Source organism: Blastococcus sp. HT6-30 (assembly GCF_039729015.1).
Classification (GTDB): Bacteria; Actinomycetota; Actinomycetes; order Mycobacteriales; family Geodermatophilaceae; genus Blastococcus.
Genome location: NZ_CP155792.1, coordinates 84,628 through 110,078, shown reverse-complemented (window position 1 = coordinate 110,078; position 25,451 = coordinate 84,628). Strand labels below are relative to the sequence as shown.

Here is a 25,451-nt window from a genome sequence, read left to right as displayed (position 1 = left end):
GGAACCAGCACGCCGCAGCCCAGGGGGAAGGAACCCGCATGCTCTCCGAGAGGTCCACACCCGTCATCCAGGCGACGCTGCCGGTGGTGGCGGAGAACATCCAGGAGATCGCCCGGCGCTTCTACGCGCACCTGTTCGGAGAGCACCCGGAGCTGCTCGACGGCACGTTCAACCGGGGCAACCAGGCCGAGGGCACCCAGCAGATCGCGCTGGCCGGCTCGGTCGCGGTCTTCGCCAGCGCGCTGGTCAACCACCCCGACCGGTTGCCGGAGCACCTGATGAGCCGCATCGCGCACAAGCACACCTCGCTTGGCATCACGCCCGAGCAGTACCAGGTCGTCCACGACAACCTGTTCTGGGCGATCGTCGACGTCCTCGGCGACGCCGTCACACCCGAGGTGGCCGCCGCCTGGGACGAGGTCTACTGGTTGATGGCCAACGCGCTGATCAACCAGGAGCGCGGCCTCTACAGCGCCCGCGGGGTGCGGCCGGACACCGTCTGGCGGCCGTGGGAGGTCACCGAGAAGGTCGCCGAGACCGACGACGTCGTCACCTTCCGGGTGCGGCGGGTCGACGACCGGCTGGTCAAGACGTCGTTGCCCGGCCAGTACGTGACCGTGCGGCCGGTCATGCCCGACGGCGTCCGCCAGCCCCGGCAGTACAGCCTCACCCGGGCCGACGACGGCGAGCACCGCCAGTTCTCCGTCAAGCGGGTGCGCGGCGGCGACAAGCCCGACGGGGAGGTCTCCAACCTGCTGCACGACTCCGTCGACGTCGGCGACCGGCTGGAGCTGTCGGTCCCCTTCGGCGACGTCGTCCTCGACGACTCCGGCCGGCCGGTGGTGTTCGCCAGTGCCGGCATCGGCATCACGCCGATGGCCGGGATGCTCTCGCACCTCGCGCACGCGGGTTCGGGTCTCGACGTCCGGCTGTGGCACGCCGACGTGGACGAGGAGTCCTGGGCGCTGCGGCAGCAGGTGCTCGGCGACCTCGGGAAGCTGCCGAAGGCCTCGGTGCACGTCTGGTTCGAGCGGGGAGCCGAGTGCTCGCTGCCGGTCACCGGGGTGCACGCCGGGCAGATGGACCTCGCCGACGTCGAGCTGCCGTGGGGCGCGGTCTACTACCTCTGCGGTCCGCTGCCGTTCATGCAGGCGCTGCGCAGCGCGCTGATCGACGAGGGCGTTCCGGCGAAGGACATCCAGTACGAGGTGTTCGGCCCTGACCTCTGGCAGGCCGACCTGGATTGAGCGCCGAGCCGCGCACCCGCCGGAGCCTGGGCCCCGGCGGGTGCAGCGGAGCGGGTCAGCGGGCGGCGGCCAGGAACGGGTAGTCGACGTAGCCCTCGGGCCCGGGCGCGTAGAAGGTCAGCGGGTCGGGCTCGTTCTCGGGGTGCTCGCCCCGCCACCGCTCGACGAGGTCGGGGTTGGCCAGCACGGGGCGCCCGACGGCGACGGCCTCGGCGTGCGACTCGTCGATCAGCGCCACGGCCTCGTCCCGGGTGGTGACGGTACCGAAGCCGCTGTTCGCGACCAGCGGACCGCCGAACCGGCGGCGCAGCTCCTGCACCAGGTCGCCGGCAGGTTCCACGTGCAACACGCTCAGGTACGCGAGGCCGAGCGGGCGCAGCCCGTCCACCAGCGCGCCGTAGGTGGCGAGCACGTCCTCGCGGTCGGTCTCCAGGGCGTCCTGGATGTTGTGCTCGGGGGAGATCCGGAGGCCGACGCGGCCGGCCCCGACCGCCTCGGCCACGGCGGTGGCCACCTCGATGACGAAGCGGGCGCGGTTCTCCGGGCTCCCGCCGTAGACGTCGTCGCGCTGGTTGGCGGCCGGCGACAGGAACTCGTGCAGCAGGTAGCCGTTGGCCGAGTGCACCTCGACGCCGTCCAACCCCGCCTCGACGGCCCGCTTCGCGGCGGCGACGAAGTCGGCGATCGTCGCGCGCGCCTCCTCGGTGGTGAGCGCGTGCGGCACCGGGAACGCCTTCTTCACACCTCCGCCGACGTGCACCTCGCCCCGGATGGCCACCGCGCTCGGTGCGACCACGCGGGTGCCGGTGAGCTCGGGGTGGGACACCCGCCCGCCGTGCATGAGCTGCAGGACGATCCGGCCGCCGCGGGCGTGGACGGCGTCGGCGACCCTGCGCCAGCCCTCTGCCTGCTCGTCGGTGACGATGCCCGGCTGGCCGGCGAACGCGCGCGACTCGTCGTTCGGGAAGGTGCCCTCGGTGATGATCAGGCCGACGCCGGCCCGCTGCTCGTAGTGTTCGACGACGATGTCGCGGGGGATGCCGGCGCGGCCGGAGCGCATCCGGGTCAGCGGGGCCATGACGACGCGGTTGGCCAGCTCGAGGTCACCGAGCCGCACAGGGGAGAACAGGTCCATGCCGACCGCAACCACCCGCCGAGCGGCAGGGATTCCGCGGTGCGGCGATCGTCACGCCCTCGCCGTCCGCGGAGAAGGCCCTCCACCTCGCGGTACTGCAGCCGGCCCGGCGAGGGTGGCCGGGCAGGCCTGGTCAGCCGGCGAGGACGGCGTCCCGCTGCGCGATGCCGGCCAGCCGGGCGTACCGGCCGCCGAGGGCCATGAGCTCCTCGTGCGTGCCCTGCTCGGCGACCCGCCCGGCGTCCAGGACGACGATCCGGTCGGCGTCGCGCACCGTGGAGAGCCGGTGCGCGATCGTGATCGTCGTGCGGCCGCGGCTGGCCTCGTCGAGCGCCGCCTGCACCGCCCGCTCCGTCTCGTTGTCCAGGGCGCTGGTCGCCTCGTCGAGAACGAGCACCCGGGGATCGCGCAGCAGCGTGCGGGCGATGGCCAGCCGCTGCTTCTCCCCGCCGGAGAACCGGTGCCCGCGGGCGCCGACGACCGTCTCGTACCCGTCGGGCAGCGCGGCGATGACCTGGTGCACCTGCGCCCGGCGGGCGGCGTCGACCAGGTCGGCGTCGGTGGCCTCCGGCCGGGCGTGCAGCAGGTTCTCCCGGACGGTGCCGTGCAGCAGGTAGGTGTCCTGCGAGACGACGCCGACGACGCGGGCGAGGTCGGCCAGCGACACGTCGCGCACGTCGACCCCGTCGATGAGCACCCGCCCGGTGGTGGGGTCGTTGAGCCGGGCCACCAGCGAGGCCAGCGTGCTCTTGCCCGAGCCGGTCTCGCCGACCAGCGCGAGCGTGGAGCCGGCGGGGACGGTCACGTCGACGTCGGAGAGCGCGGGGCGGGCCCCATCGGGGTAGCGGAAGCCGACGTGCTCGAACCGCACCTCGCCGCGGACGGCGGTGGCCTCGAGCGGAACCGGGTCGGCGGGGTCGGCGATGTCGACGGGCAGGTCGAGGTACTCGAACACCCGGCTGAACAGCGCCATCGAGGCGGTGAGCGAGACGCCGATGTCCAGCAGCTGCATGAGCGGGCGGAACAGCGCGCCCTGCAGGGTCGTGAAGGCGACGAGGGTGCCGATGGTCATGCCGCCCGAGGTCGCCGGCAGGCCCGCGGCCAGGTAGATCAGCGCCGGGATGCCTGCGAACACGATGCTCATCGTGGCCATGCGCCAGCGGCCGGCCAGCTGCGAGCGCACCTCGAGGTCGACCAGGAACTCCGAGGTGCCGGCGAACCGCTGCGACTGCGCCGGCCCCGCGCCCAGCGTCTTGCCCAGCAGCACGCCGCTGACGCTCAGGCCCTCCTCGACCTGGGAGTGCAGGTCGGCCAGGTGGCGCTGGCGCTGGGCGGTGATCGCCCGCCGCATGCGGGCGACCCGGCGGGTGAGCCAGACCGCCGGGGGCAGCACCACCAACGAGAGCAGGGACAGCCGCCAGCTCAGCACGGCCATCGCGACCACCGTGCCGATGACCGTGGTGGCGCTCGATGCGAAGGAGGTCGCCGTCGAGGTGACCACCGACTGCATGCTGCCGACGTCGTTCATCAGCCGGGACTGCACCTCACCGCCCTTGGTGCGGGTGAAGAAGCCCAGCGACTGGCGCTGCAGGTGGGTGAAGACCGCCGTCCGCAAACCATGCATGACCCGCTGCCCGACGGTGGTGGACAGCCAGGTCTGCACCACGCCGAGGACCGCCGTGACGACGGTGACGGCGAGCATCCCGCCGACGGCCCACAGCAGCAGGGGAACGTCCTGCTCGGGGATCGCCTCGTCGATGACCAGCCGGATGAGGAACGGGGTGGCCAGCGCGACGGCCGAGGACGCCACGATCAGGGCCACCACCACGGCCAGCTGCCACCGGTAGGGCCGGAAGAGCGTGGCCACCCGGCTCCACCGGACCGGGGAGCGCTCGAGCTGGGCGCGGTCGGCGGGGTCGGGCTTCCGCCCGGCGTTGCCGCCGCCACCACCGGGCCCGCCACCCCGGCCACCGGTCATCATCATCCCGCTGATGTCGCCACCTCCCGCCGTGGGTCGTTGAGGTTACCTCACTGTCCGCCAACCTCAGGACCGTCGGTACCATTCCTCCGTGGCGGATGACGGGGCCGGCGAGCTGGGCGACCTGCTGATGCGGGTGGCCCGCAGCCAGCGCCGCCGCTGGCGGGACGCTCTGGCTCCCTGGGACCTCTCCCCGCACCAGGCGCGGGCGCTGCGGGTGATCTGCGCGCGCGACGGCGTCCGGCTGTCCGACCTCGCCGACTCCCTGCACATCGCCCCCCGCTCGGCGACCGAGGTGGCCGACGGGCTGCAGGAGCGCGGCCTGGTCGAGCGCACCCCCGATCCGGGCGACCGCCGGGCGGTGCTCCTCCGCCCGACCGCCGAGGGCCGGCGCGTCCGCGACGAGGTCGGGCGCGCACGGGCCGCCGACTCCGCCGAGCTCTTCGGCCGCCTCGGGCCCGAAGACCAGGCCGCGCTCACCCGGATCCTGCGCGCGCTCGCCGACTGAACCTCCGCTGCGCCGACAATGGGCACCCGTTCGCCGTCCGGGGAGGCCGATGATGGATCAGCTGGGGATCGACGCGGGAACGGCCGGGTTCGTCGTCCTGACCACCGTGGCCATGTACCTGCTCCTGGTGCTCTGCGTCCGGCTGGTGGGGCAGCGCAGCCTCGCCACCATGTCGAGCTTCGACCTCGGCTGCGCCATCGCGCTCGGCGCGGTCGTCGGTCGCACGGTGCTGCTGCTCGACCCCACGCTGGCCACCGGCGCCGTCGCCATGGTCACGCTGTTCGCGACCCAGACCGCGCTCGCCCGGCTACGGCAGAGCCGGTGGGCCGACCGGCTGATGAACCGGCCGCCGGTCCTGCTCATGGCCGGGGACACCCCGCTGCGGGAGAACATGCGCGCCGCCCACGTCGCCGAGGACGAGCTGCGCCAGAAACTGCGGCTGGCCGGGATCCGCAACCTCGCCGAGGTGCGGTGCGTGGTCCTCGAGCGCACCGGGGCGGTGAGCGTGGTGCGCCGGTCGGAGCCGCTGGACCCGTGGCTGTTCTCCGACGTGCCCGGTGCCGAGCACCTCTGCGGGGCGGAGGAGCCCGGCGGGCGGCCGACGTCGTCCTGACTACTGCCGCTCCGGCGGGTGCTCGGCGCGCCAGGCGTCGAAGGCGTCGAGGAACGACACCGCCATCCGGTTCTCGGTGAGCACCTCCGCCCGGTCCCGCTCGTCGTGCATCCGGTCGGCCAGCGCCAGCGTGTTGAACTTGATGGCGCGGAAGTAGGGGATGAACGAGCCCGGCGTGAAGGCACGCTTCGACGGGCGGGGCTCGACGCCGTCGGGCGCCCACGGGGCGGGCTCCCGCAGCGCCGGAAGGCCCAGGCCCTCGAGCGCGGCCAGGAACGGTTCGTCGTCGGTCCGGTCGGTGAAGTCACGGGAGAGCTCGGAGAAGACCTCGGCGCCGTCCGGGGCCACGGCGACGACCACCGGCCGGAAGATCGCGGCGTCCTCGTCCCAGGCACCCAACGGCTTGGCCAGCCGCGCACCGTCCGGGTCGCTCGCCCAGCGGAACGGGACGTGCCAGGTGCGGTCGAACGCGAGCTGGACCTCCGGCGGGTCGACCGAGGCGAGGACGACCTCGGTGCCGGCGGCGGCGAGGCGGGGCAGCGACCGGGCCAGGCGGACCGCCTGGGCGCAGCAGTAGGGCTACCAGTCGCCGCGCAGACCGACCAGGAGCAGGGCGGCGCGGTCGTCGGAGCGCAGGGCGAGCAGATCCCGGGTGTCCATCCACCTACGGTAGGGAGCGCGGGGCGACCGCGCACGGCGGAGCCCCGGGCTGTCGGAACCGCTCGCCACCGTCCGGGTCGAGCGGCCGGCCGCCTTGCGCGGCGGGAGGGGCGGTCCGGGGCGCAGGGCACCGGCGGGCCGGAACCTCGACGCCGGTGCTTCCCGAGCAGGTATCTCAGCGCTAAGCTTTCACCCATGACTGCGCGCCGGGTCCGCATCGGCATCGACACCGGCGGGACGTTCACCGACGTCGTCGCGGTGGACGAGGAGACCGGCGCGACCACCACCACCAAGACGCCGTCCACGCCCGCCGATCCGGCGGAGGGCTTCCTGAACGGGGTCCGGAAGGTCCTGGGCATCATGGGCCTGGACGGGTCCGCCGTCACGGCCGTCAGCCACGGGACGACGGTCGCCACCAACCAGCTGCTCGAGGGCAAGCTGGACCGGATCGGCTTCATCACCACCGAGGGCTACGAGTCGGTGCTGGAGATCGCCCGCCAGTCGGTGCCCGACGGCTACGGCAACAGCTACTTCTGGGTGAAGCCGCCGCGGATCGTCCCGGCCGACCTGGTGCGCACCGTGCGCGGTCGCCTGGATCACACCGGCGCCGAGGTCCGCCCGTTCGACGTGGACGACGCGCGTGCGGCCGCCCGCTTCTTCCGCGACGCCGGCATCACCACCATCGGCGTCTGCTTCCTGCACGCCTACGCGAACGACGCCCACGAGCGGGCGATGCTCGAGCTGATCCGCGCGGAGCACCCTGGCGCCGTGGTGAGCATCAGCTCGCAGGTGCTGCGGGAGTACCGGGAGTACGAGCGCTCGGTGACCACGCTCGTCGACGCCGCGGTCAAGCCCAAGGTCGGCGCCTACGTCACCAACATCCGCACCCGCCTGGACGAGATCGCGCCGGGCGTGCCGTTCTACGTGATGAAGAGCAACGGCGGCGTCCTGTCGGCGACCGAGGTGGTGCACCAGCCGATCACCACGATGCTCTCCGGCCCGGCGGCCGGTGCCCTGGGCGCGGCGCTGATCGCGGGGACCGCCGGGTTCGACCGCGTGCTCACCTGCGACGGCGGGGGCACCTCGACCGACGTCACCGTCGTCATCGACGGCGAGCCGGCACTGACCACCGAGGGCTCGGTCGGTGACTACCCGTCGAAGATCCCGATGATCGACGTCGTCACCGTCGGTGCGGGCGGCGGCTCGATCGCCTGGCTGTCCCCCGAGGGCACCTTGAAGGTGGGACCGAAGTCGGCCGGCGCGGACCCCGGACCGATCTGCTACCCGTCGGGCGGCGACCAGCCGACGGTCACCGACGCGCACGTCGTCCTCGGCCGCATCCCCCCGCACCTGCTGGGCGGGGAGATCCCGCTGTCGGTGGACGCGGCGCGCGCGGGCCTCGAGCAGCTCGGTGGAAAGCTGGACCTCACGCTGGAGCGCACCGCCACCGGGATCCTGGAGATCTCCGCGTGGAACCAGGCGAACGCGCTGCGCCAGGTGACCGTGGCCAAGGGTCTCGACGTCCGCGATTTCACGCTCACCACCTTCGGCGGCTCGGGCTCGCTGCTGGCCTGCCGGCTGATGGACATCCTCAACCTGCCGCGCACGCTGGTTCCCCCGAACCCGGGCAACGTGAGCGCGTTCGGGCTGCTGACCGTGGACGTCCGCAACGACTACGTGCAGACCGTGGTCAGCAAGCACCTCGACCTGGACCTGGATCGGGTGCGCTCGGTCTACGGCGCGCTGGAGGACCAGGCCCGCGAGGCGCTGGACGGCGAGGGCTTCGGCCGCGACGAGCAGCGCATGCAGCGGACGGCGGACCTGCGCTACGTCGGCCAGGCCTTCGAGGTGCGGGTGCCCGTGCCCGACGGCCGACTCGACGCCGAGGGCAGTGACACGGTTGCACAGGCATTCCACGCCGCGCACCGCCAGCTCTACGGCTACGACTTCGCCGACGACCCGCGCCAGGCCGTGGAGTGGGTGAACCTCCGGGTCAGCGGGATCGGGCCGATCCGCCGTCCCGACCTCGTCGAAATGCCTGCGAAGCCGGGGGGCGTGGACCGCACCGTCACCGGTTCCCGCCCGGTCTTCTTCGACGACTGGGTGGACACCCCGACCTACGACCGGCCCGGCCTCGCCCCCGGCGACGTCGTGCACGGCCCGGCGATCGTCGAGGAGTTCGGCTCGACCGTCCCGGTGCACCCCGGCTTCACCGCCACCGTCGATGCCCACGGGAACCTCATCCTCACGCGAGAGACCACGAGCGACCTGCTGCTCACGAAGGAGACCGGCCGATGAGCCTCACCGACAGCAGCGTCGCCGCCGACCCGGTTCTCGTCGAGATCGTCGCCGGCACACTCGCGGCGATCGAGAAGGAGGTCGAGACCTCCATCGGGCGGACCTCGCGCTCGCCGATGATCCGCGACGCCCACGACTTCCGGGCCGGCATCCACGACCGGCAGCTGCGCAAGCTCACCGGCCGCTCGTACTCGGCGCTGGTGCACCCGGTGGTGCGCGACTACCCGATCGAGACGATGAACGCCGGGGACGTCTACTTCCACAACGACGTCTACCTGTCCGAGGGGGGCATCGGCCACCTGCCGGACCTCTGCGTCACCGTGCCGGTGTTCGCACACGTGGACGGCGCGGAGCGCGTGGTCGCCTTCGTGCAGGCGTTCGGCCACCACGACGACATCGGCGGGGCCGTCCCCGGCTCGATGCCGAGCGCGGCGACCAGCGTGTACGAGGAGGGGCTGATGGTCCCCCCGATCAAGCTGTGGGACCGCGGCGTGCCCAACGAGAGCGCGCTGAAGATCATGACCCGCAACTCGCGGATGCCCGACTCGCTGGCCGCCGACCTCGACGCCGAGTGCTCGGCCTGCCTGGCCGGCGCCCGGCGGCTGGGCGAGTTGTTCGACCGGTACGGCGTGGCCGCGGTCGAGGCCTGCTTCGACGCGATCCTGGACGGCTCCACCGAGATCTACCGGCGCGAGATCCTGTCGCAGATCCCCGACGGCACCTACGTCTGGGAGGACTACGCCGAGCACGACGGGGTCGAGGAGCCGCAGCTGCACCGCCAGCGGATCACGCTGACCATGGATTCGGCGAGGGAAACCCCGCTGGTCATCGACTTCACCGGCACTGGCCCGCAGGCCAAGGGCCCGATCAACCACTGCGGCGACTACGCCGACGGCAACTTCCTGAAGAAGTGGCTGGCGCCGATCCTGCGCAACCTGGCCGAGAGCCCGGAGCGGATGGCCCAGCTCGACGTGAACGAGGGCGTCGTCCCGCTGATCGAGATGCGCTTCCCCGAGAAGGGCACGCTGCTCACCCCGATCTTCCCGGCGCCGACCAACGCCCGGACGTTCGTCATCCTGCGGCTGCTCGGCGTCCTCGCGGGCGTGCTCGCCAAGGCCACCGGCGGCCGGATGCCCGCCGACCAGGAGACGATCCGCTACACCGGCGTCTACGGCACGGACTTCGACGGGCAGCCCTACCTGATGCGCGAGGTGCTCGGTGGCGGCTCGGGCGGGCGCTACTACGCCGACGGCGAGGACACGATCCACGTCGTCCCCGACTCCCGGAACCTGCCCACCGAGTTCACCGAGGGCCGCTTCCCCCTCCGCGTGGAGCGGCTCGGCCTGGCGACGGACTCCGGCGGCCCTGGGCGCTACCGCGGTGGCTGCGGCTACGAGAAGCACATCCGGGTGCTGCGCGACGCCCACTTCATGTCGATCGCCGACCGCTCGATCCTCGCCTGCTGGGGCGTCAGAGGCGGCAAGGCCGGGCGGCCGTTCCAGATCACCGTCGACCCGGGCGGTCCGGACGAGCACGAGGTGGACGCGCTGGCCGACGCCGAGCCGCTCAAGGCTGGCACCGTCGTCCGGATCCGGACGACGGGCGGCGGCGGCTGGGGCGACCCGCTGGACCGGCCGGTCGAGGAGGTGCTGCGCGACATCGCCTGGCGCAAGGTGTCGGTCCAGGGCGCGCGGGACGACTACGGCGTGGTGGTCCGCGAGGACGGCACCGCCGACGAGGCCGCCACCGAGACGCTGCGCGCGGAGCTGCGGGGCGCCCGGACCGGCGAGGAGCCGTTCTTCGACCGCGGCCCGGGGTACGCCACCCTCTCCGGCGGCGCGGCCTTCAACGAGTTCGACGTCCTGTAGGCCTGCCGCGGACGGTCGGTCTCTGCTTCGCATGGGAAGCAGAGACCGACCGCGCCGGCTAGGTCACGGGGTCGGTGCTCCCCGACGCAGGCTTGGCGTCGTCGCCGGTCACGCCGTCGTCCCCCGTCGGGCGGGCCTCGTCGTCGGCACGCTCGACGTCGTCGGGGACGAGCGGGGTCTGCTCGTCCACGTTCTCGCGGGCCTGGTCGCGGTCGGTGCCGGGCACCTCGGTCATGGGACCTCCTCGGGTTGGGATCCGCGTTCCCTACCCCCGTCGGCCGGTGGGCAGGCACACGGCCGACGACCGAGCCGGGCTCAGGTCCGGCGGGGCAGGCGCCGCCACCAGGGCCGCCGCCGCCCCACCTCCGCCACCGGGGGTGCCGGCGGCGGCTCCGGCGGGCGGGCCGCCAGCCATCCCGCCACCAGCGCCTCGACGTCGGCCAGGCCGGGCACCGGCGCCCAGCGGCTGGGCTGGGGTGTGCGCCAGAAGGCCTCCACGCGGGCGTTGTAGTCCTCGGCCAGCGCCCGGACGGCCACCTCGCTGTCCAGCCGCGCCGCGCGTTCGGGCAGCACGTCCCGCTCGCGGCGCAGCGCGAGGCCCGGCGGCAGCATCTCCGCGGTCTCGATGCCCTCGCGGCGAGCCTTGGCGACCGCCCAGTCGTAGGCGGTCATCTCCCGGTGCAGGTCGGCGATCGGCTTGCCCGCGCCGCTGAGGCGGTCGAAGTCACCGCGCTCCCGGGCTCGCGCGATCTGGGTGTCCACCCAGGTCTCGAAGGAGACCCCCGGCGGCTTTCGCTCGGTCATCACCGTCCATGGTCCACGCCTGTGCCAGGCTCGCCACCATGCGGACGACGGGCAGCCGGGAGGTCTACCGCAACCCGTGGATCCGGGTGCGGGAGGACACCGTCGAGCGGGCCGACGGGTCCAGCGGGGTGTACGGCGTCGTGGAGAAGCCGCACTTCGCGCTGGTGCTGCCCGCCGAGCGGAACGGCTTCTGGCTGGTGGAGCAGTTCCGTCACCCGCTCGGCCGGCGCGCCTGGGAGTTCCCGCAGGGCACCTGGTCGCAGGGCGTGGACGGGACCGCGGAGGAGCTCGCCCGGGTGGAGCTCGCCGAGGAGACCGGGTTGCGGGCCGGCACCCTGACCCACCTGGGCCACCTCGACCTGGCGCCGGGCCTGTCCACCCAGGAGTTCGACGTCTGGCTGGCCACGGACCTGACGCCCGGCTCCACCGCGCGCGAGGCGACCGAGGCAGACATGGTCTCCGCGTTCGTGCCGGAGCGAGAGCTGCGGGCCATGATCCGGGCCGGCCGGTTCACCGACGGGCCGTCACTGGCCGCCTTCGCGCTGCTCCTCCTCGACCGAACCTGAGGGGCCCTGCCGGCCCGCGCTCCGGCGGGTTGACGCCGTCGCCGGGGCGTGCCGCCCACCGGCGTCACAGCGGAGCGTGGCGACCTGCCACGAAGGAGTGAACCGCCCGCTCACGGGGCTGCGAGCCGGCTCGGCACCCCACAGGCTGGTCGCCGTGCCGCTGTCCGTCCCGGGTCTGCCCGCGCTGCCGCCGGAGCTGGCCGGTCCGGTCGCCGTGGAGCTGGCCAAGCCGATCCGGGAGATCCCGCACCCGGGAGCCCTGGCCGGCGGTTGCCGCTACGAGCCCAAGTGGGACGGCTACCGGCTGGTGATCGTGCGCGACCGGAGCTCCACCCGGCTGTGGTCGAAGCAGGGACGGGATCTCACCGACCGCTTCCCCGACGTCGCGGCGGCCGCCCTCGCCCAGCTGCCCGCGGGCTCGGTGGTCGACGGCGAGGTCGTCATCTGGAACGGCGACCGGCTGGACTTCGGGCTGCTGCAGCGCCGGATGGTCGCCTCCGCCGGCCGCATCGCCGCGCAGGCCACCGCCACGCCGGCCTCCTACGTCGCCTTCGACCTCCTGGCCGCCGGCGGGGAGGACCTGCGCGGCCGCACCCTCACCCGCCGCCGGGCCGCCCTCGAGCAGCTGGCCGGCCGCTGGGCGCCGCCGCTGCAGCTCTCCCTGATCACCGCCGACCCCGCGCAGGCCCGGCAGTGGTTCGACGACTTCCGGCCCGCCGGCGTCGAGGGCCTGGTGGTGAAGGGCGCGGCCACCCGCTACGCCCCGGGCCGCCGCGAGTGGTTGAAGGTGAAGAGCTGGGAGACCACCGAGGTGCTCGCCGGCGGGGTGATCGGCTCCCTGGAGCGGCCAGGCCAGCTGGTCGCCGGCCGCTACCGCGACGGCGAGCTGGTCGTCGTCGGGCGCACCAGCCCGCTGTCCCCCGCGCAGTCGGCAGAGCTGGCGGCGGTGCTGCGCCCGGCGGGCGAGGACCACCCCTGGCCCGAGCGCATCGGCACCGGCCGGTTCGGCGGCGGGCGGCTGTCGGTTCCGCTCACCCGCGTCGAGCCGGCCGCCGTCGTCGAGGTGAGCGCCGACGCCGCTCTGCAGGCCGGGGTGTTCCGCCACCCCCTGCGCTTCGTCCGGGTCCGGCCCGACCTCCGCCCCGAGGACCTCCCCCCGGTCTGAGCAGCTCCGTGCCGAGCCGCTGCCGCAGCTCGCCGGCCGCTCGGGAACGTCCCCTTCTGAACCGGAGCCCTACGGCTCCTGCGGCACCCGGCCCAGGCCGACCAGGAGACGGCGCAGCAGCGCCGCGAGCTGCTCGCGGTCCTCCGACGGCAGCGCGTCGAGCAGCCGCCGCTCGGTGTCCAGGTGGTCGGGTAGCGCGGCGTCCAGGGCCGACCGGCCGGCCGCGGTCAGCGTGACGACGACGGCCCGGCCGTCGGCCTCGCTCCGCTCGCGGGTGATCAGGCCCTTCTCCTCGAGCCGGTCCAGCCGCTGGGTGATGGCGCCGGAGGTGACCAGGGCCGTGCGCATGAGCGCGGTGGGCGTGAGCTGGTAGGGCTCGCCCGCCCGGCGCAGCGCGGCCAGCACGTCGAAGGACGGCGCGTCCAGGCCGTGACGGGCGAAGGTGGCCCGCTGCGCCAGGTGCACCTCGCGCTGCAGCTGGGTGATGCGCCCGACGATCCCCATCGGCGAGCAGTCCAGGTCCGGCCGCTCCCGGGCCCACTGCCGCAGGATCTGGTCGACGGCGTCCTCCACGTCGCTCACCGTAGTGGCCCAGCCCACACGGCTCGGGCGGCGCGCGTCAGCGCAGCCGCGTGCTGAGCCGGACGGTGCACCCGACCTGCTCCGGCAGCACGTCGACGTGGTCCCAGAGCTTGCGGGCCAGCCACAGGCCCATGCCACCGTTGGCGAGGTCCACCCCGTGGGCCGGCCGGAAGCCGGCGAAGGGGACGTCGAAGCCGCCGCCGTGGTCGCTGATCGTGCACACCAACCGGTCGGCGGTGGCCCACACCCGGGCGGAGACCGGTCGCGAGCCGTGCCGGAAGGCGTTGGAGGCGATCTCGCTGACCGCGAAGTGCAGGTCGGCGGCCTGGTCGGGGTCGGGGACGCGGCTCTCGACGACCCCCCGCAGCTCGCGGCGGAGCACGGCCAGCGACGGGGAGTCCTCGATCGCGACGTCCGGTGCGGCGTCCTCCACCGGCTCGCGCGGCAGGGGCAGCCGGCGGACGAAGTCGGCCGGCTCCTGGAACCCGGGGCTGGCGACGGCGCGGGGGCGGCCCCCGTCCAGCAGCGTGGGGTGCGTGCCGGGGACGTCGGCCAGCACCTCGGCGGGCAGCGCCCGGCGGTCGAAGAGGCACAGCGCCGAGACCGGGCGGGCCGCCAGGAGGAGGTTCATGGCGGCCTCGTAGCGCAGACCCTCCCGCCAGTTCCGCGGCTCTGGGCCGAAGTCCAGCTGGCCGGCGATGCGCAGCCGGCCGGAACCGCCCGCCTTCGCCCGCCGCATCAGCTCCCACGTCGCCGCGACGGCGTCGGGCACGGCGGTGTCCAGCAGGCGCAGCCGGGCGTCGGACTCGACCGCCCCCGCGCGCTCACCCAGCGCGCCGGAGATCAGCATCGCGGTGTCCGGCGCGCAGGCGAGGACGACGAGGTCGTCGTCGCGCAGCCCCTCGTCCAGGTACGGCAGGGCGCAGGCGAGGAGGTCGTCGTCGGAGCCGACCAGCGCCGCCACGTGGCTGCCGCGCGGACGGGTCCCGGCGACAGCGCCGGCCGCGTCGCCGTCCGCCACCTGAGACATCCCGACCCCTGCACCATCCGGGACCGGAACCGTCCCGGCCAACTGGTTGAGCATTCTCCGACATCATCCGGCACGCGCCGCCGCCGGGGCGCGGCGGAACGAGCTCCGTTCACTCCGAAGGGCGGCCTCCGGCGGAGGCGCCCCGCCGGATGTTCCACGTGGAGCAATGCGCGGGTGGGCCGCAGCACGGGAGGAGCGGCCGGACCGGGCCTGTCCCGTTCCCGATCACCGGCCGCCCCACCCGCCTCACCGGCGGCGGGACACCGCCACCGTGAACTTGGGGTCCTGCCCGGCCACGCGCGTCGGCCCGACCACGCGACCGAGCACCGGGCGGTAGCGCAGCGCGGAGTTGTAGACCGTCCAGAGCTCACCTCCGGGCCGGAGCAGCCGTGCCGCGGCCGCGAACATCCGGTCGGCCGCCGTGGTAACGACCGCGGCGCCGACGTGGAAGGGCGGATTGCAGACGACGAGGTCGACGCTGCGGTCGGGCACCGTCGCCGCGGCGTCGTCCCGGAGGGCTACCACGCGGTCGGCCACCCCGTTGGCCGCAGCGGTCGCCGCCGCGGAGGCGACCGCCGCCGCGGACTGGTCCACGGCGAGCACCCGCAGCTCCGGCCGGCTCCGTGCCAGGAGGGTGGCCAGCACCCCGGTCCCGCAGCCGAGGTCCAGGGCGCTCCGCGCGTCGGCGGCCATCTCCGGCAGCGAGCGCACCAGCGCCCGGGTACCGATGTCGATCTTCGTGCCGGCGAACGCGGCGCCGTGGGCGCAGACGGTCAACCCCAGGTCGGGGTGCACATGCTGCCGGGGGAACGACGACGGTCGCGGCCGCGGCCCGCGGGCGACCAGCACCCGCGACTTCTGCCGCGCCAGCGTCGCCTGCACCTCGCCGAACGACGCGCCGAGGACGTCGTTCATCGCGTGCGTCATGTGCTTCACCCGGCCGCCCACCAGGACGGTGACGTCGGGGGCCGCCGAGGCGGCGACCACCTCGGCGATCTCCCGCAGCGCGTCGAGCGCCTTGGGGGCCTTGACCAGCACCACCCGGGCCCCGGCGGCCAGCTCCTCGCCGAGCGGCAGCGAGCGGAAGCTGCCGGCCAGGCCCACCCGCTCGGCGTTGGCGGCCAGCGCCCGCTCCCCCACCAGCAGGTCCTGGCTCACCCGCAGGCCGGTCAGCCCGTGCCGGGCCGCCAACCCCAGGGCCAGCGCGCCGTAGGAGTCGTCGACGACGGCGACCTCCCCGCCGCCGCAGCCGGCGACGAGGTCGGCCGCGATGTCGAGCAGCAGCCGGTCGGTCGCGTCGACGGCGACCAGGTCGGGGGCCTCGACGTCCGGCTCCCGCCGGAGCGCCCCGAGGACCTCGGCCGGGGAGACGGGCACGTCCGCGTTCAGGGCCGGGGAGTGGCGGCGACGAGGTCGGCGACGACGCGGGCGAGCTCGGGGCCGACGTCCTCCTGGAGGAAGTGCCCTCCGCCGCGCAGCGTCGTGTGCGCCATCCCCCGGGCCCCGGGGACGAGCTTCTGGAACACCCGCTCGCCCCCGCCGGTGATCGGGTCGCCGTCGGAGAAGGCCGTCAGGAAGGGCTTCTCCCAGCGGGTCAGCACCTCCCAGGCGGCTCGGTTGGCCGCGGCCGCCGGATCGTCGGGCGACGTCGGCACCAGCGCGGGGAACTGCCGGGCCCCGGCGGTGTACCGGTCGTCCGGGAAGGGGGCGTCGTAGGCGGCGACCACCTCGGGGGCGAGGCCGGCGACGGTGCCGTTGCCGACGATCCGGCCGATGTGGAACTTCGGGCTCTCCTGGGAGAACCGCTGCCAGGCCAGGAACGCCTCGCTCATCTTCTGGTCCCCGGTCGGGAGGCCGGTGTTGGCGGCGACCACGCGGGCGAACCGGTCGGGGTTCTCCGCGACCAGCCGGAGACCGATCAACCCTCCCCAGTCCTGGCCGACGAACGTGATGTCGCGCAGGTCGAGCTCGTCGAGCAGCGCCTGCCGCATCCACTCCACGTGGCGGGCATAGGTGTAGTCCGCGCGGTCGACCGGCTTGTCCGAGCGGCCGAAGCCGACCAGGTCAGGAACGACGACGCGCAGGCCCGCCGCCGTCAGGACGGGGATCATCCGGCGGTAGAGGAACGACCACGACGGCTCGCCGTGCAGGAGCAGCACCGTCTCGCCGTCCGCGGGGCCCTCGTCGAGGTAGGCGATCCGGAGCCGCCCGCCGTCGCCGTCGTCGACCTGGACGTAGCGGGGCTCGTACGGGAAGTCGGGCAGGCCGGTGAACCGCTCGTCGGGCGTCCGCAGGATCTCCATGAAGCCGCCTTTCCCAGGCCTCGGGCACGCCGAACCCATGCATCCGTCTCGTCGCCAGGACCGTGTGCACAGCCTCCTGTTCCGGAGGGCGGGTCACACGTTCGGCAGGCCCACGGGGCAGGAGACGCCGGTCGAGTGCACCGGGCAGTAGCCGTTGGGCACCTTGTAGAGATACTGCTGGTGGTAGTCCTCCGCGTAGAAGAACTCCCCCAGCGGCGCGATCTCGGTGGTGATCTCGCCGTAGCCGGCGGCGGTCAGCCGCTCCTGGTAGGCGTCCCGGGTGGCCAGCGCGGCCTTCTCCTGCTCGGGCGAGGCGTAGTAGATCGCCGAGCGGTACTGGGTGCCGATGTCGTTGCCCTGGCGCATGCCCTGCGTCGGGTCGTGGTCCTCCCAGAACGCCTTGAGCAGCTGCTCGTAGGAGGTCACCGCGGGGTCGAAGACGACGAGGACCACCTCGGTGTGCCCGGTGCGCGCCGAGCAGACCTCCTCGTACGTGGGGTTGGGCGTGTGACCGCCCGCGTAGCCGGCCGCCGTCGAGTAGACCCCCGGGAGCTCCCAGAACACCTTCTCCACCCCCCAGAAGCACCCGGCGCCGAACACCGCGGTCTGCATGCCGTCGGGAAACGGCGGCTGGATGCGGTTGCCGTTGATCGCGTGCACCTCGGGCACGTGCGGCAGCGGGTCGGGACGGCCGGGCAGCGCGTCCTCGGCCGAGACGGGCTGCGTCTTGAACCGGGAGAAGAGCATGCCCCGAGCGTAGGCCCGGGCCGCAACCCGGCGGCGCGCGACCGGACCGCCGTCTGCGGCCCTGACCTGCACCGGGCAGGATCGCGGTCGTGCCCGTAGCGACGCGTGAATGGCAACTGGCGGCCCGGCCGCACGGCGAGCCGACCCCCGACGACTTCCGCCTGGTCGAGCTGGAGCGACCCGATCCGGCCGACGGACAGGTCGTCGTCCGGATGCTCGTGATGAGCGTCGACCCGTACATGCGCGGCCGGATGAACGCCGGCAAGTCCTACGCCGCCCGCTGGGAGATCGGCGAGACCATGCGGGGCGGCGCGGTCGGCCGGGTGGTCACCTCCCGCTCCCCCGACGTCCCGGAGGGCGCCCTCGTCCTCGCCGACGCGGCCTGGCGCGACATCGCCGTGCTCGACGCCGCGCACGTCCGGGTGCTGCCCGAGCTGCCGGGCATCCCGCCGAGCTACCACCTGGGCGTCCTCGGCATGCCGGGCCTCACCGCCTGGGCGGGCCTGTTCCGGCTCGCCGCCTTCCAGGAGGGCGACGCGGTCTTCGTCTCCGGCGCCGCCGGCGCGGTGGGCAGCCTGGTCGGCCAGTTCGCGCGGCTCAACGGTGCCTCGGCGGTCATCGGCAGCGCGGGCACGCCGGAGAAGGTGCGCTGGCTGACCGGGGAGCTCGGCTTCACTGCGGCCTTCGACTACCACGACGGACCGGTCGCGGAGCAGCTCGCGGCGGCGGCGCCCGGCGGCATCGACGTCTTCTTCGACAACGTGGGCGGTGAGCACCTCGAGGCGGCCATCGGCGCGTTCAACGAGCACGGCCGGGGCGCGCTGTGCGGCGCGATCTCCGGCTACAACGCCACCGAGCCGCCACCCGGGCCGCGCAACATGTTCATGATGGTGACCAAGAAGCTGAGCCTGCGAGGGTTCATCGTCGGGGACCACGCCGATCTGGCCCCGGAGTTCAGCGAGAAGGTGGGCGCGCTGCTCACCTCGGGGCAGCTCGTCGTCCGCGAGACCGTCCGCGAGGGGCTGGACGACGCAGTCGACGCCTTCCTCGACCTCCTCCGCGGCGGGAACACCGGGAAGATGATCGTCAAGCTGGCCGACTGACCCCGCGGTTTCCGGGGACGACGGCGGGGCAGAGTGCGGGTCATGTGGCTCTTCTTCACCCGCCGGCTGCGCATGTGGCTGATCCTGACCGTCGTCGTCCCCCTGGCCACCGGCGTGCTCCGCCGTCTCGGGCGGGGGATCGAGCAGCGCCGCGGTCCCTCCACGGTCAGCAACGCCCTGCTCAAGGCCGGTGACCTCGGCGACCGCGCCCGGGCGAGCCTGGGCGGCGGCCGCCGGTCCCGCCGGTCGCGCCGGGCGTGACCGGGCCGGTCCTCGAGACCCGTCCGGCCACCGCCACCCCCCGCGCGGTCGCGCTGTTCTGCCACGGCGGGACGGTGGCCAGCGCGGAGCCGCCCAAGGAGCGGGCCCTGTCGCTGGTCCGGATGCGGGCGGTCGAGCACTTCGTGTCCTCGGCCGCCGCCGGCCGGGGGCTGACGACCTGCCTGCTGCGGTACCGGGTGGCCGGCTGGAACGGTGCGGCGGCCGACGCCTACGCGGACGTGCGCTGGAGCCTGAACCGGATCCGCGCCGAGCACGGCGACCTGCCGGTCGTGCTCGTCGGGCACTCGATGGGTGGCCGGGCGGTGCTGCGCGCGGGCGGGGACGACGGGGTGGCCGCGGTGTGCGCCCTGGCGCCCTGGACGCCGCCCGGCGAACCGGTGGGGCACCTGCGGGGCCGCACCGTCGCGATCCTGCACGGCCGCGGCGACCGCTGGGTCCCCGCGCAGCTCTCGGCCGAGTTCGCCGTCCGCGCCCAGCGCGCCGGTGCCCGGGTGGCCCGGTTCACGGTCGCGGGCGGGCACAGCATGCTGCGTGCCGCGCCGCGCTGGCACGCCTTCGCCCGCGACGTCGTCCTGGCCGGGGCGGGGCTGGCGCCGATGCGGCCCGACGTCGCCGAGGCGCTGGCCCGGCCGGCGCCGGAGGGTCTGGCCGTTCCGCTCTGACCGGAGGTCAGCCCGGGCCCGGGGCCGGGTCGCCGGCCAGCCGCGCCCACATCAGCTCGTCGTGCTTCGCCCCGTCGCCGTAGCGGACGACCGCCGCAGCCGGCCCTCGTGGGTGAAACCGGCCTTCGCAGCGACCCGGCCCGACGCCGTGTTCTCCACCGCGTGGCACAGCTCGATCCGATCGATCGGCAGGGCTGCGAAGGCCCATCGGCAGACGGCGTCGACCGCCCCGCCGGCCAGGCCCCGGCCGCGTGCGGCCGGCATGGTCCGGTAGCCGATCTGCGCGTCGCCCTGCAGCCGGTCGATGGAGTGCAGCGAGACCGACCCCAGCAGCTCGTCGGTCACCGGCTCCACCAGGGCCCAGGACGCGTGGTCACCCGACGTCCAGTCCATCCGGCGCCCGAGCAGCACCAGGGCGTCGGTGCGGGAGGCGACGCCACCGCCGTTCCACAGCCGGATGTCGGGGTCCTGGAAGGCAGCCCACACCGCGGCCACGTCGTCCTCCCGCCAGGGCCGCAGCAGCCGGCTCCCGACCGGGAGCTCGAACGGCTCCAGCGGCTCGGGAGGAGGCGGCGGCGGCTGCGGCGTCACGGCACCGATCGTGCCCGGCGGCTCACTTCTCGGCAGAACCAGGGGCGGTGATCGGCTTGTGCGTCTTGCCGGCGAGCGCGTCGGGCATCAGCGCGGAGAGCCGGCCCATGAGCTTGCTGCTCACCGACCCGGCGAACACCGAGGTCTCGCCCTTCATCAGGCCCTCGAAGCCCTGGCGCGCCACCAGCGCGGGGTCGTCCTTGCTGTCGCTGGCACCCAGCTTGGTGTCGGTGAGGTCGCCCCGGTCGAAGAACTCGGTGTCGGTGGGGCCGGGCAGCAGCGCGGTCACGGTGACGCCGGTGCCGGCGAGCTCCTCGCGGATGCCGAGGGCGAGGAACTGCACGAAGGCCTTCGTCGCGGAGTAGACCGCCTGGAAGGGCTCGGGCGCCTGAGAGGCCACCGAGGAGGTGAACAGGATCCGCCCCTCGCCGCGGGCCACCATGTCCTGCACCACCCGCTTGGCCAGGTGCAGCGTCGACACGCAGTTCAGCTCCACCATCCCGATCTCCGCGTCGAGATCGGTCTCGGCGAAGCGGCCACCGACGCCGACACCTGCGTTGAGGGCGGCCGCGTCGAGCGGTCGGCCGGCGCCGCGGACGGCGGCGACCAGCTTCTCCACCTCCCCGCGCCGGGTGAGGTCGGCCCGCACCGGGGAGACGGCGGCGCCGAGCCCGCGCAGCTGCAGGGCCGCGGCCTCCAGCTCGGTGTCCTCGGCGGCGACGATCAGGTCGTAGCCGTGCTCGGCGAACTGCTTGGCCAGCTCGAGCCCGATGCCGCTGGAGGCACCGGTGACGAGGGCGAGGGGGCGGACGGCTGTTTCGGACACGGGACCTCCACGGTCGGACGGGGAACGGCTGATCCGTGCCCAGGGACGGCGCGGCCCACTCCTGGCCGGCCGCACGTGTCGCCCGGCGGACCGGCCGGGTAGGGGCCCCGGCATGGCCGTGGACGTCACCGTCGCGGTGCCACCCGCGCTGCGGTTCCTGCTCCCGGCGCGGGACCGCGCCGTCGGCGTCCGGCGACTGCGGTTCGATCCCGACGCGACCCTCGGCCACCTGGTGCGCGCGGCGGGCGTGCCGCCGACCGAGGTCGGCTCCCTGCGGCTGGACGGGGAGCCGGCCGCCCCCGCCGCCCGGGCCCGGCCGGGCAGCACCCTCGTGATCGAGGAGCGCGCCCGCCCGCAGGCCGCGCCGCCGGGCGGCTACCTGCTCGACGTCGGCCTCGGCACGCTGGCCCGCCGGCTGCGGCTGCTCGGCCTGGACGCGGCCTGGTCGAACCGGGCGGAGGACGCCGACCTCGTGGCCCGCGCCGCCGCGGATGACCGGGTGCTGCTCACCCAGGACCGCGGGCTGCTGATGCGCGCGGCCGTGCGGCACGGGGCCCTCGCCCGCGGCGCGGGCACCCAGGCCCAGCTCGCCGACGTCCTCGACCGCTTCGCGCCCGCCTTGGCGCCGCTGACCCGGTGCCCCGCCTGCGGCGGCGTCGTCCGGCCGGTGCCGAAGGCCGAGGTCGCCGAGCTGCTCGAGCCGGGCACGCGACGCAGCGTCGACGAGTTCGCCCGGTGCACCGCCTGCGGGCAGGTGTACTGGCGCGGCGCGCACGCCCGGCGCATCAACGCCCTCGTGCGCGCAGCGGGGGCGCGGGCAAGGCCAGCCTGACCTTGGCCCCGGGGGGCCACCGGTCGGCCCCGGCGTGACACCTCCGCCGGGCAGGAGAGGAGCGATCGCCCACCGTCCGCCCGCCCCGGAGGCCGCCGTGTACCTGTCGAAGACCGAGGCCGCCGTCCTGCCCACGACGCTGGGGCCGGCTCCGCGGCCCCACGCGCCCGCCCCGGGCCGCCGGCGGCTGTGGTCGATGCTGGGCCCGGCCTTCGTCGCCGCCGTCGCCTACGTCGACCCCGGGAACTTCGCCACCAACTTCTCCGGCGGTGCGGCGTTCGGGTACACGCTGCTGTGGGTCATCGTCGCGGCGAACCTCATGGCGATGCTCATCCAGTCGCTGACGGCGAAGCTCGGGCTGGCCACCGGCCGCGACCTGGCCACCCTCTGCCGGGAGCGTCTCCCCCGGCCGGTCACCTGGGGCCTCTGGCTGCAGGCGGAGGCCGTGGCCATCGCCACCGACCTGGCCGAGATCGTCGGCGGCGCGGTGGCCCTGAACCTGCTGTTCGGGGTGCCGCTGCCGATCGGCGGGCTGATCACCGCGGTCGTCGCCTTCATCCTGCTGGCCGCCCAGTCCCGCGGGCACCGGCCCTTCGAGCGCGTCATCACCGGTCTGCTGCTGGTCGTCGGCCTCGGCTTCGGCTACACGCTGATCGGCGCCGGCGTCGACATGGGCGGGGTGGCCGGCGGGATGGTGCCCTCGTTCGACGGCGCCGACAGCGTCGTGCTGGCCACCGGCATCCTCGGCGCCACGGTCATGCCGCACGTCATCTACGTCCACTCCGCGCTCACCCCGGGCCGCTACGGCGACGCCGTCACCGCCGGCCGCACCCGGCAGGGACGACGGCGGCTGCTGCGGGCCCAGCGGCTGGACGTGCTGCTCGCGATGGGCCTGGCCGGGCTGGTCAACGCGGCGATGCTGGTCATCGCCGCGCAGCTGTTCACCAGCGGCAGCGGCGCCGACACCCTCGAAGGCGTGCACGCCGGGCTCGGCGACCAGCTGGGCACCGGCGCGGCGCTCGCCTTCGCCGTCGCGCTGCTGGCGTCGGGGTTCGCCTCCTCCTCGGTCGGCACGCACGCCGGCCAAGTGGTCATGGCCGGGTTCCTGCGCAAGCACATCCCGGTGCTCACCCGCCGGCTGATCACCCTCGCGCCGGCGCTGGCGGTGCTCGTGCTGGGCGGCGACCCGACGACGGCGCTGGTGTGGTCGCAGGTCGTGCTGTCGTTCGGCATCCCGTTCGCCCTGGTGCCGCTGCTGTGGCTGACCAGCCGCCGCGACCTGATGGCCGGCTGGGTCAACCGGCGGATCACCACCGTCGTCGGCTGCGTCGTCGCGGCGCTGATCATCGGGCTGAACGGCCACCTGCTGCTCGGCCTGGTGATCGGCTGACCCGCTAGCCGCCCCAGATGCCGGCGAAGTGGTGCACCGGCCCGTGCCCCGAGCCGACGCCCAGCGCCGCACCCCCGGCCAGCGCCACCTGCAGGTAGTCGCGGGCCCCCTCGACGACCGGCGTCCAGTCGGCCACCTCGACGGAGACGTCCACCGATCCGGCGCGACGGCGGGCCAGCAGGGCGGCGATCGCCGACGACAGCGTGCAGCCGGTGCCGTGCGTCGCCCGGGTGGAGATCCGCGGCCGCACGGTGGTCAGGACGCCGGCCGGGGTGGCCAGGACGTCGACGCTGTCGGCCCCACCGAGGTGCCCGCCCTTGAGCAGGACCGCCCGCGGGCCGAGCTCCAGCAGCGCGCGTGCCTGGGCGGGCAGCTCGTCGGCCGTCGCAGCCGGCGGTACGTCGAGCAGTGCCGCGGCCTCGGGCACGTTGGGTGTGATCAGGTCGGCCACCGGCAGCAGGGCGTCGCGCACGGCGGCGATCGCGTCCTCGTCCACGAGCCGGTCGCCGCTGGTGGCGACCATGACCGGGTCGACCACCACCGGCCCGGCGGCCCGGCCGGCCAGTGCGGCGGCCACGGCGTGGACGACGTCGGCCGTGCCGAGCATGCCGGTCTTGGTGGCGTGCACCGTCACGTCGTCGAGGAGCGTGCCGATCTGCTGGGCCACGAACGCCGCCGGCACGGGGTGCACGCCGGTGACGCCACGGGTGTTCTGCGCGGTCAGCGCGGTGAGGACGGCGGTGCCGTAGACGCCCAGCGCGCTGAACGTCTTGACGTCGGCCTGGATCCCGGCGCCGCCACTGGGATCGCTGCCGGCGACGGTGAGCGCGACGGGCGTCATGCCGGCTCCCGCCCGGCGAGGGCCGACCGCAGGGATCGGGCCGCCGCCTGCGGATCGGGGGCGGCGCAGATGGCGGACACCACGCAGATCCCGTCCACGCCGGTCACCTGCGGAGCCCGCGCCGCGTCGATGCCCCCGATCGCCACCGAGCGCAGCCCACCGCGCCGGGCGGCCGTGGCGAGGACGGCGACCCCGGCCGGTCCGAGACCGGCACCGGCGTCGGGCTTGGTCGGCGTCGACCACACCGGGCCGATGCCGACGACGTCGACCGTGCCCGGCGGGAGCGCCAGCGCGACGGCCAGCTCCGCCTCGTCGCCGGTCGAGAGACCGAGCAGCCGGTCCGGCCCGATCAGCGCCCGCACCTCCGCGGGCGGCAGGTCGTCCTGGCCGACGTGCACACCGTCCGCCCCGGCCAGGAGCGCGACGTCGACCGCGTCGTCGACGAACAGCGCCACCCCGGACGTGCCGGCCAGCGCCTCGCGCACGGCCACCGTCAGGTCGTACAGCTCCCGCCGCGACGCCGTCTTGTCCCGGACCTGCACGGCCGTGACACCGCCGGCCACCGCGGCCCGGACGACGTCGGGGACGCCCCGGGCCCCGGCCAGTGCCGTGTCGGTGACCAGGTAGAGCGTGGGGTCGAAGGCCGGCCTCACCCCGTCACCTGCGCCGGGCCGAAATCGGTCACCGCATCGAGGGCGTCGAGCCAGAGCGGGGCGAACGTGCCGGGCCCGGCGGCGACGGCGGCCGCGGCCTCGGCAGCGAGGGCGACGTGCGCGTGGGCGGCGACTGCTCCGGTCAGCGCGTCGCCGGCGACCGCGACGTAGGCGGCGACCAGCGCGCCGAGGGCGCACCCGGCCCCGGTGGTGCGGGTGAGCAGGACCGACCCGCCCCCGATCCCCACGGTGCGGGACCCGTCCGTCACCAGGTCGACCGGCCCGCTGACCGCCACCACTCCGCCGGTGCGTCCTGCCAGCGCCGTGGCGGCCCCCAGCGCGTCGTCGGCGGTCGCCGTCGAGTCCACCCCGCGCCCGCCCCCGCCGGCACCGGCCAGCGCCATGATCTCGGAGGCGTTGCCGCGGACGACGGTGGGCCGGGAGTCGAGCAGCTCGGCGGCCAGGTCGGTGCGGAAGGCCAGCCCGCCCACCGCAACCGGGTCGAGCACCCAGGGCGTGCCCGCCGCGGCGGCCGCCCGCGCCGCGAGCCGCATGGCGGCAGCGGTGCGCTCGTGCACCGTGCCGAGGTTGACCAGCACCGCCGAGGCCACGGCCGCGAAGCCCTCGGCCTCCAGCGGCTCGTCCACCATCGCCGGAGCGGCTCCCACGGCCAGCAGCGCGTTCGCGGTGAGCGTCTGCACCACGGTGTTGGTCAGGCAGTGCACGAGCGGAGCGGCGCCGGTCAGCGCCGATCGGGTGGTGGTCAA

The 25,451-nt window shown here is 74.7% G+C and carries 26 protein-coding genes and 1 pseudogene; 12 read left to right on the top strand and 15 right to left on the bottom strand.

What is annotated here, in order from left to right:
- Positions 1-38: 38 nt before the first annotated feature.
- A complete protein-coding gene (locus ABC795_RS00515) occupies positions 39-1,247 on the top strand; it encodes a globin domain-containing protein (protein ID WP_347058827.1) in 1,209 nt (402 codons plus the stop codon).
- Between the two features lie 55 nt (positions 1,248-1,302).
- Here the strand turns inward: ABC795_RS00515 and ABC795_RS00510 are convergent, their stop codons facing one another.
- Together ABC795_RS00510 and ABC795_RS00505 are read right to left on the bottom strand one after the other, a co-directional pair.
- Positions 1,303-2,382, bottom strand: coding sequence for an alkene reductase (locus ABC795_RS00510; RefSeq protein ID WP_347058826.1), 1,080 nt, complete (start codon positions 2,380-2,382; stop codon positions 1,303-1,305).
- A gap of 133 nt (positions 2,383-2,515) precedes the next feature.
- Positions 2,516-4,366 (bottom strand): ABC transporter ATP-binding protein, encoded by a 1,851-nt coding sequence (locus tag ABC795_RS00505; RefSeq protein WP_347058825.1) that lies wholly within the window; start codon positions 4,364-4,366, stop codon positions 2,516-2,518.
- Positions 4,367-4,451: 85 nt separating this feature from the next.
- Between ABC795_RS00505 and ABC795_RS00500 the strand changes: the two genes are divergently transcribed.
- A complete protein-coding gene (locus tag ABC795_RS00500; RefSeq protein ID WP_347058824.1) occupies positions 4,452-4,868 on the top strand; it encodes a MarR family winged helix-turn-helix transcriptional regulator in 417 nt (138 codons plus the stop codon).
- Between the two features lie 49 nt (positions 4,869-4,917).
- Positions 4,918-5,481, top strand: coding sequence for a YetF domain-containing protein (locus tag ABC795_RS00495; protein ID WP_347058823.1), 564 nt, complete (start codon positions 4,918-4,920; stop codon positions 5,479-5,481).
- On the opposite strand, the pseudogene ABC795_RS00490 reads toward ABC795_RS00495, so the two are convergent.
- Positions 5,482-6,048, bottom strand: a pseudogene (locus ABC795_RS00490) (hypothetical protein); the annotation flags it as partial.
- 288 nt (positions 6,049-6,336) lie between these two features.
- Between ABC795_RS00490 and ABC795_RS00485 the strand changes: the two are divergent.
- Both ABC795_RS00485 and ABC795_RS00480 read left to right on the top strand, forming a co-directional pair.
- Positions 6,337-8,439, top strand: a complete 2,103-nt coding sequence (locus tag ABC795_RS00485) for a hydantoinase/oxoprolinase family protein (RefSeq protein WP_347058822.1) — start codon at positions 6,337-6,339, stop codon at positions 8,437-8,439.
- Positions 8,436-10,307: a hydantoinase B/oxoprolinase family protein gene (locus ABC795_RS00480; RefSeq protein WP_347058821.1), complete on the top strand. Its 1,872-nt coding sequence runs from the start codon at positions 8,436-8,438 to the stop codon at positions 10,305-10,307. The genes ABC795_RS00485 and ABC795_RS00480 overlap by 4 nt, the downstream gene beginning before the upstream one ends.
- Positions 10,308-10,365: 58 nt before the next feature.
- On the opposite strand, the gene ABC795_RS00475 is transcribed toward ABC795_RS00480, so the two are convergent.
- Together ABC795_RS00475 and ABC795_RS00470 are read right to left on the bottom strand one after the other, a co-directional pair.
- Entirely contained in the window at positions 10,366-10,542 is a 177-nt protein-coding gene (locus ABC795_RS00475) for a hypothetical protein (protein WP_347058820.1), read from the bottom strand.
- An 80-nt stretch (positions 10,543-10,622) separates the two neighbouring features.
- The gene (locus ABC795_RS00470) at positions 10,623-11,111 is read right to left on the bottom strand and encodes a DUF1992 domain-containing protein (RefSeq protein WP_347058819.1); all 489 of its coding nucleotides are present in this window, start codon (positions 11,109-11,111) and stop codon (positions 10,623-10,625) included.
- 38 nt (positions 11,112-11,149) lie between these two features.
- Here ABC795_RS00470 and ABC795_RS00465 point away from each other — a divergent pair, with 38 nt between their 5' ends.
- Together ABC795_RS00465 and ABC795_RS00460 are read left to right on the top strand one after the other, a co-directional pair.
- Positions 11,150-11,677: an NUDIX hydrolase gene (locus ABC795_RS00465; RefSeq protein WP_347058818.1), complete on the top strand. Its 528-nt coding sequence runs from the start codon at positions 11,150-11,152 to the stop codon at positions 11,675-11,677.
- A 154-nt stretch (positions 11,678-11,831) separates the two neighbouring features.
- Positions 11,832-12,842 carry an ATP-dependent DNA ligase gene (locus tag ABC795_RS00460; RefSeq protein WP_347058817.1) on the top strand — a complete coding sequence of 337 codons (1,011 nt, stop codon included), beginning with the start codon at positions 11,832-11,834 and terminating at the stop codon, positions 12,840-12,842.
- 69 nt (positions 12,843-12,911) lie between these two features.
- Here the strand turns inward: ABC795_RS00460 and ABC795_RS00455 are convergent, their stop codons facing one another.
- From ABC795_RS00455 to msrA, 5 genes are all read right to left on the bottom strand, one after another.
- Positions 12,912-13,415 carry a MarR family transcriptional regulator gene (locus ABC795_RS00455; protein WP_347058816.1) on the bottom strand — a complete coding sequence of 168 codons (504 nt, stop codon included), beginning with the start codon at positions 13,413-13,415 and terminating at the stop codon, positions 12,912-12,914.
- A gap of 46 nt (positions 13,416-13,461) precedes the next feature.
- On the bottom strand, positions 13,462-14,454 hold the full coding sequence (locus ABC795_RS00450) for a sensor histidine kinase (RefSeq protein ID WP_347058815.1): 993 nt from the start codon (positions 14,452-14,454) through the stop codon (positions 13,462-13,464).
- Positions 14,455-14,700: 246 nt separating this feature from the next.
- Entirely contained in the window at positions 14,701-15,831 is a 1,131-nt protein-coding gene (locus ABC795_RS00445; protein WP_347058814.1) for a methyltransferase, read from the bottom strand.
- Between the two features lie 8 nt (positions 15,832-15,839).
- The gene (locus ABC795_RS00440) at positions 15,840-16,757 is read right to left on the bottom strand and encodes a haloalkane dehalogenase (protein ID WP_347058813.1); all 918 of its coding nucleotides are present in this window, start codon (positions 16,755-16,757) and stop codon (positions 15,840-15,842) included.
- A 93-nt stretch (positions 16,758-16,850) separates the two neighbouring features.
- A complete protein-coding gene (gene msrA / locus ABC795_RS00435) occupies positions 16,851-17,504 on the bottom strand; it encodes a peptide-methionine (S)-S-oxide reductase MsrA (RefSeq protein WP_347058812.1) in 654 nt (217 codons plus the stop codon).
- Positions 17,505-17,593: 89 nt separating this feature from the next.
- Here msrA and ABC795_RS00430 point away from each other — a divergent pair, with 89 nt between their 5' ends.
- The 3 genes from ABC795_RS00430 to ABC795_RS00420 are packed head-to-tail and all read left to right on the top strand — an operon-like array spanning position 17,594 to position 19,551.
- Entirely contained in the window at positions 17,594-18,607 is a 1,014-nt protein-coding gene (locus ABC795_RS00430) for an NADP-dependent oxidoreductase (protein WP_347058811.1), read from the top strand.
- Positions 18,608-18,649: 42 nt separating this feature from the next.
- On the top strand, positions 18,650-18,868 hold the full coding sequence (locus ABC795_RS00425) for a hypothetical protein (protein WP_347058810.1): 219 nt from the start codon (positions 18,650-18,652) through the stop codon (positions 18,866-18,868).
- Positions 18,865-19,551, top strand: coding sequence for an alpha/beta hydrolase (locus ABC795_RS00420; protein WP_347058809.1), 687 nt, complete (start codon positions 18,865-18,867; stop codon positions 19,549-19,551). Before ABC795_RS00425 ends, ABC795_RS00420 begins: the two co-directional genes overlap by 4 nt.
- A 51-nt stretch (positions 19,552-19,602) precedes the next feature.
- Here ABC795_RS00420 and ABC795_RS00415 read toward each other — a convergent pair whose 3' ends face one another.
- Together ABC795_RS00415 and ABC795_RS00410 are read right to left on the bottom strand one after the other, a co-directional pair.
- The gene (locus ABC795_RS00415; protein ID WP_347058808.1) at positions 19,603-20,142 is read right to left on the bottom strand and encodes a GNAT family N-acetyltransferase; all 540 of its coding nucleotides are present in this window, start codon (positions 20,140-20,142) and stop codon (positions 19,603-19,605) included.
- A 22-nt stretch (positions 20,143-20,164) separates the two neighbouring features.
- Positions 20,165-20,968: an SDR family NAD(P)-dependent oxidoreductase gene (locus tag ABC795_RS00410; RefSeq protein WP_347058807.1), complete on the bottom strand. Its 804-nt coding sequence runs from the start codon at positions 20,966-20,968 to the stop codon at positions 20,165-20,167.
- 112 nt (positions 20,969-21,080) lie between these two features.
- On the opposite strand from ABC795_RS00410, the gene ABC795_RS00405 reads away from it, so the two are divergent.
- Together ABC795_RS00405 and ABC795_RS00400 are read left to right on the top strand one after the other, a co-directional pair.
- Positions 21,081-21,800, top strand: a complete 720-nt coding sequence (locus ABC795_RS00405; RefSeq protein ID WP_347058806.1) for a Mut7-C RNAse domain-containing protein — start codon at positions 21,081-21,083, stop codon at positions 21,798-21,800.
- Positions 21,801-21,897: 97 nt separating this feature from the next.
- Positions 21,898-23,190: an Nramp family divalent metal transporter gene (locus ABC795_RS00400; protein WP_347058805.1), complete on the top strand. Its 1,293-nt coding sequence runs from the start codon at positions 21,898-21,900 to the stop codon at positions 23,188-23,190.
- Positions 23,191-23,194: 4 nt separating this feature from the next.
- Here the strand turns inward: ABC795_RS00400 and thiD are convergent, their stop codons facing one another.
- The 3 genes from thiD to thiM are packed head-to-tail and all read right to left on the bottom strand — an operon-like array spanning position 23,195 to position 25,451.
- On the bottom strand, positions 23,195-24,031 hold the full coding sequence (gene thiD / locus ABC795_RS00395; RefSeq protein ID WP_347058804.1) for a bifunctional hydroxymethylpyrimidine kinase/phosphomethylpyrimidine kinase: 837 nt from the start codon (positions 24,029-24,031) through the stop codon (positions 23,195-23,197).
- Positions 24,028-24,684: a thiamine phosphate synthase gene (gene thiE / locus ABC795_RS00390; protein ID WP_347058802.1), complete on the bottom strand. Its 657-nt coding sequence runs from the start codon at positions 24,682-24,684 to the stop codon at positions 24,028-24,030. Before thiE ends, thiD begins: the two co-directional genes overlap by 4 nt.
- Entirely contained in the window at positions 24,681-25,451 is a 771-nt protein-coding gene (gene thiM / locus ABC795_RS00385) for a hydroxyethylthiazole kinase (protein ID WP_347058801.1), read from the bottom strand. The genes thiE and thiM overlap by 4 nt, the downstream gene beginning before the upstream one ends.

Excerpts from the sequence above, each read along its gene's own strand:
- ABC795_RS00510 (WP_347058826.1), bottom strand. The coding sequence starts at position 2,382 with ATGGACCTGTTCTCCCCTGTGCGGCTCGGTGACCTCGAGCTGGCCAAC.
- ABC795_RS00405 (WP_347058806.1), top strand. The coding sequence starts at position 21,081 with ATGGCCGTGGACGTCACCGTCGCGGTGCCACCCGCGCTGCGGTTCCTG.
- ABC795_RS00495 (WP_347058823.1), top strand. The coding sequence starts at position 4,918 with ATGATGGATCAGCTGGGGATCGACGCGGGAACGGCCGGGTTCGTCGTC.
- ABC795_RS00475 (WP_347058820.1), bottom strand. The coding sequence starts at position 10,542 with ATGACCGAGGTGCCCGGCACCGACCGCGACCAGGCCCGCGAGAACGTG.
- ABC795_RS00440 (WP_347058813.1), bottom strand. The coding sequence starts at position 16,757 with ATGGAGATCCTGCGGACGCCCGACGAGCGGTTCACCGGCCTGCCCGAC.
- msrA (WP_347058812.1), bottom strand. The coding sequence starts at position 17,504 with ATGCTCTTCTCCCGGTTCAAGACGCAGCCCGTCTCGGCCGAGGACGCG.
- ABC795_RS00465 (WP_347058818.1), top strand. The coding sequence starts at position 11,150 with ATGCGGACGACGGGCAGCCGGGAGGTCTACCGCAACCCGTGGATCCGG.
- ABC795_RS00505 (WP_347058825.1), bottom strand. The coding sequence starts at position 4,366 with ATGATGATGACCGGTGGCCGGGGTGGCGGGCCCGGTGGTGGCGGCGGC.
- ABC795_RS00480 (WP_347058821.1), top strand. The coding sequence starts at position 8,436 with ATGAGCCTCACCGACAGCAGCGTCGCCGCCGACCCGGTTCTCGTCGAG.
- ABC795_RS00470 (WP_347058819.1), bottom strand. The coding sequence starts at position 11,111 with ATGACCGAGCGAAAGCCGCCGGGGGTCTCCTTCGAGACCTGGGTGGAC.
- thiD (WP_347058804.1), bottom strand. The coding sequence starts at position 24,031 with ATGACGCCCGTCGCGCTCACCGTCGCCGGCAGCGATCCCAGTGGCGGC.
- ABC795_RS00485 (WP_347058822.1), top strand. The coding sequence starts at position 6,337 with ATGACTGCGCGCCGGGTCCGCATCGGCATCGACACCGGCGGGACGTTC.
- ABC795_RS00425 (WP_347058810.1), top strand. The coding sequence starts at position 18,650 with ATGTGGCTCTTCTTCACCCGCCGGCTGCGCATGTGGCTGATCCTGACC.
- ABC795_RS00515 (WP_347058827.1), top strand. The coding sequence starts at position 39 with ATGCTCTCCGAGAGGTCCACACCCGTCATCCAGGCGACGCTGCCGGTG.
- ABC795_RS00450 (WP_347058815.1), bottom strand. The coding sequence starts at position 14,454 with ATGTCTCAGGTGGCGGACGGCGACGCGGCCGGCGCTGTCGCCGGGACC.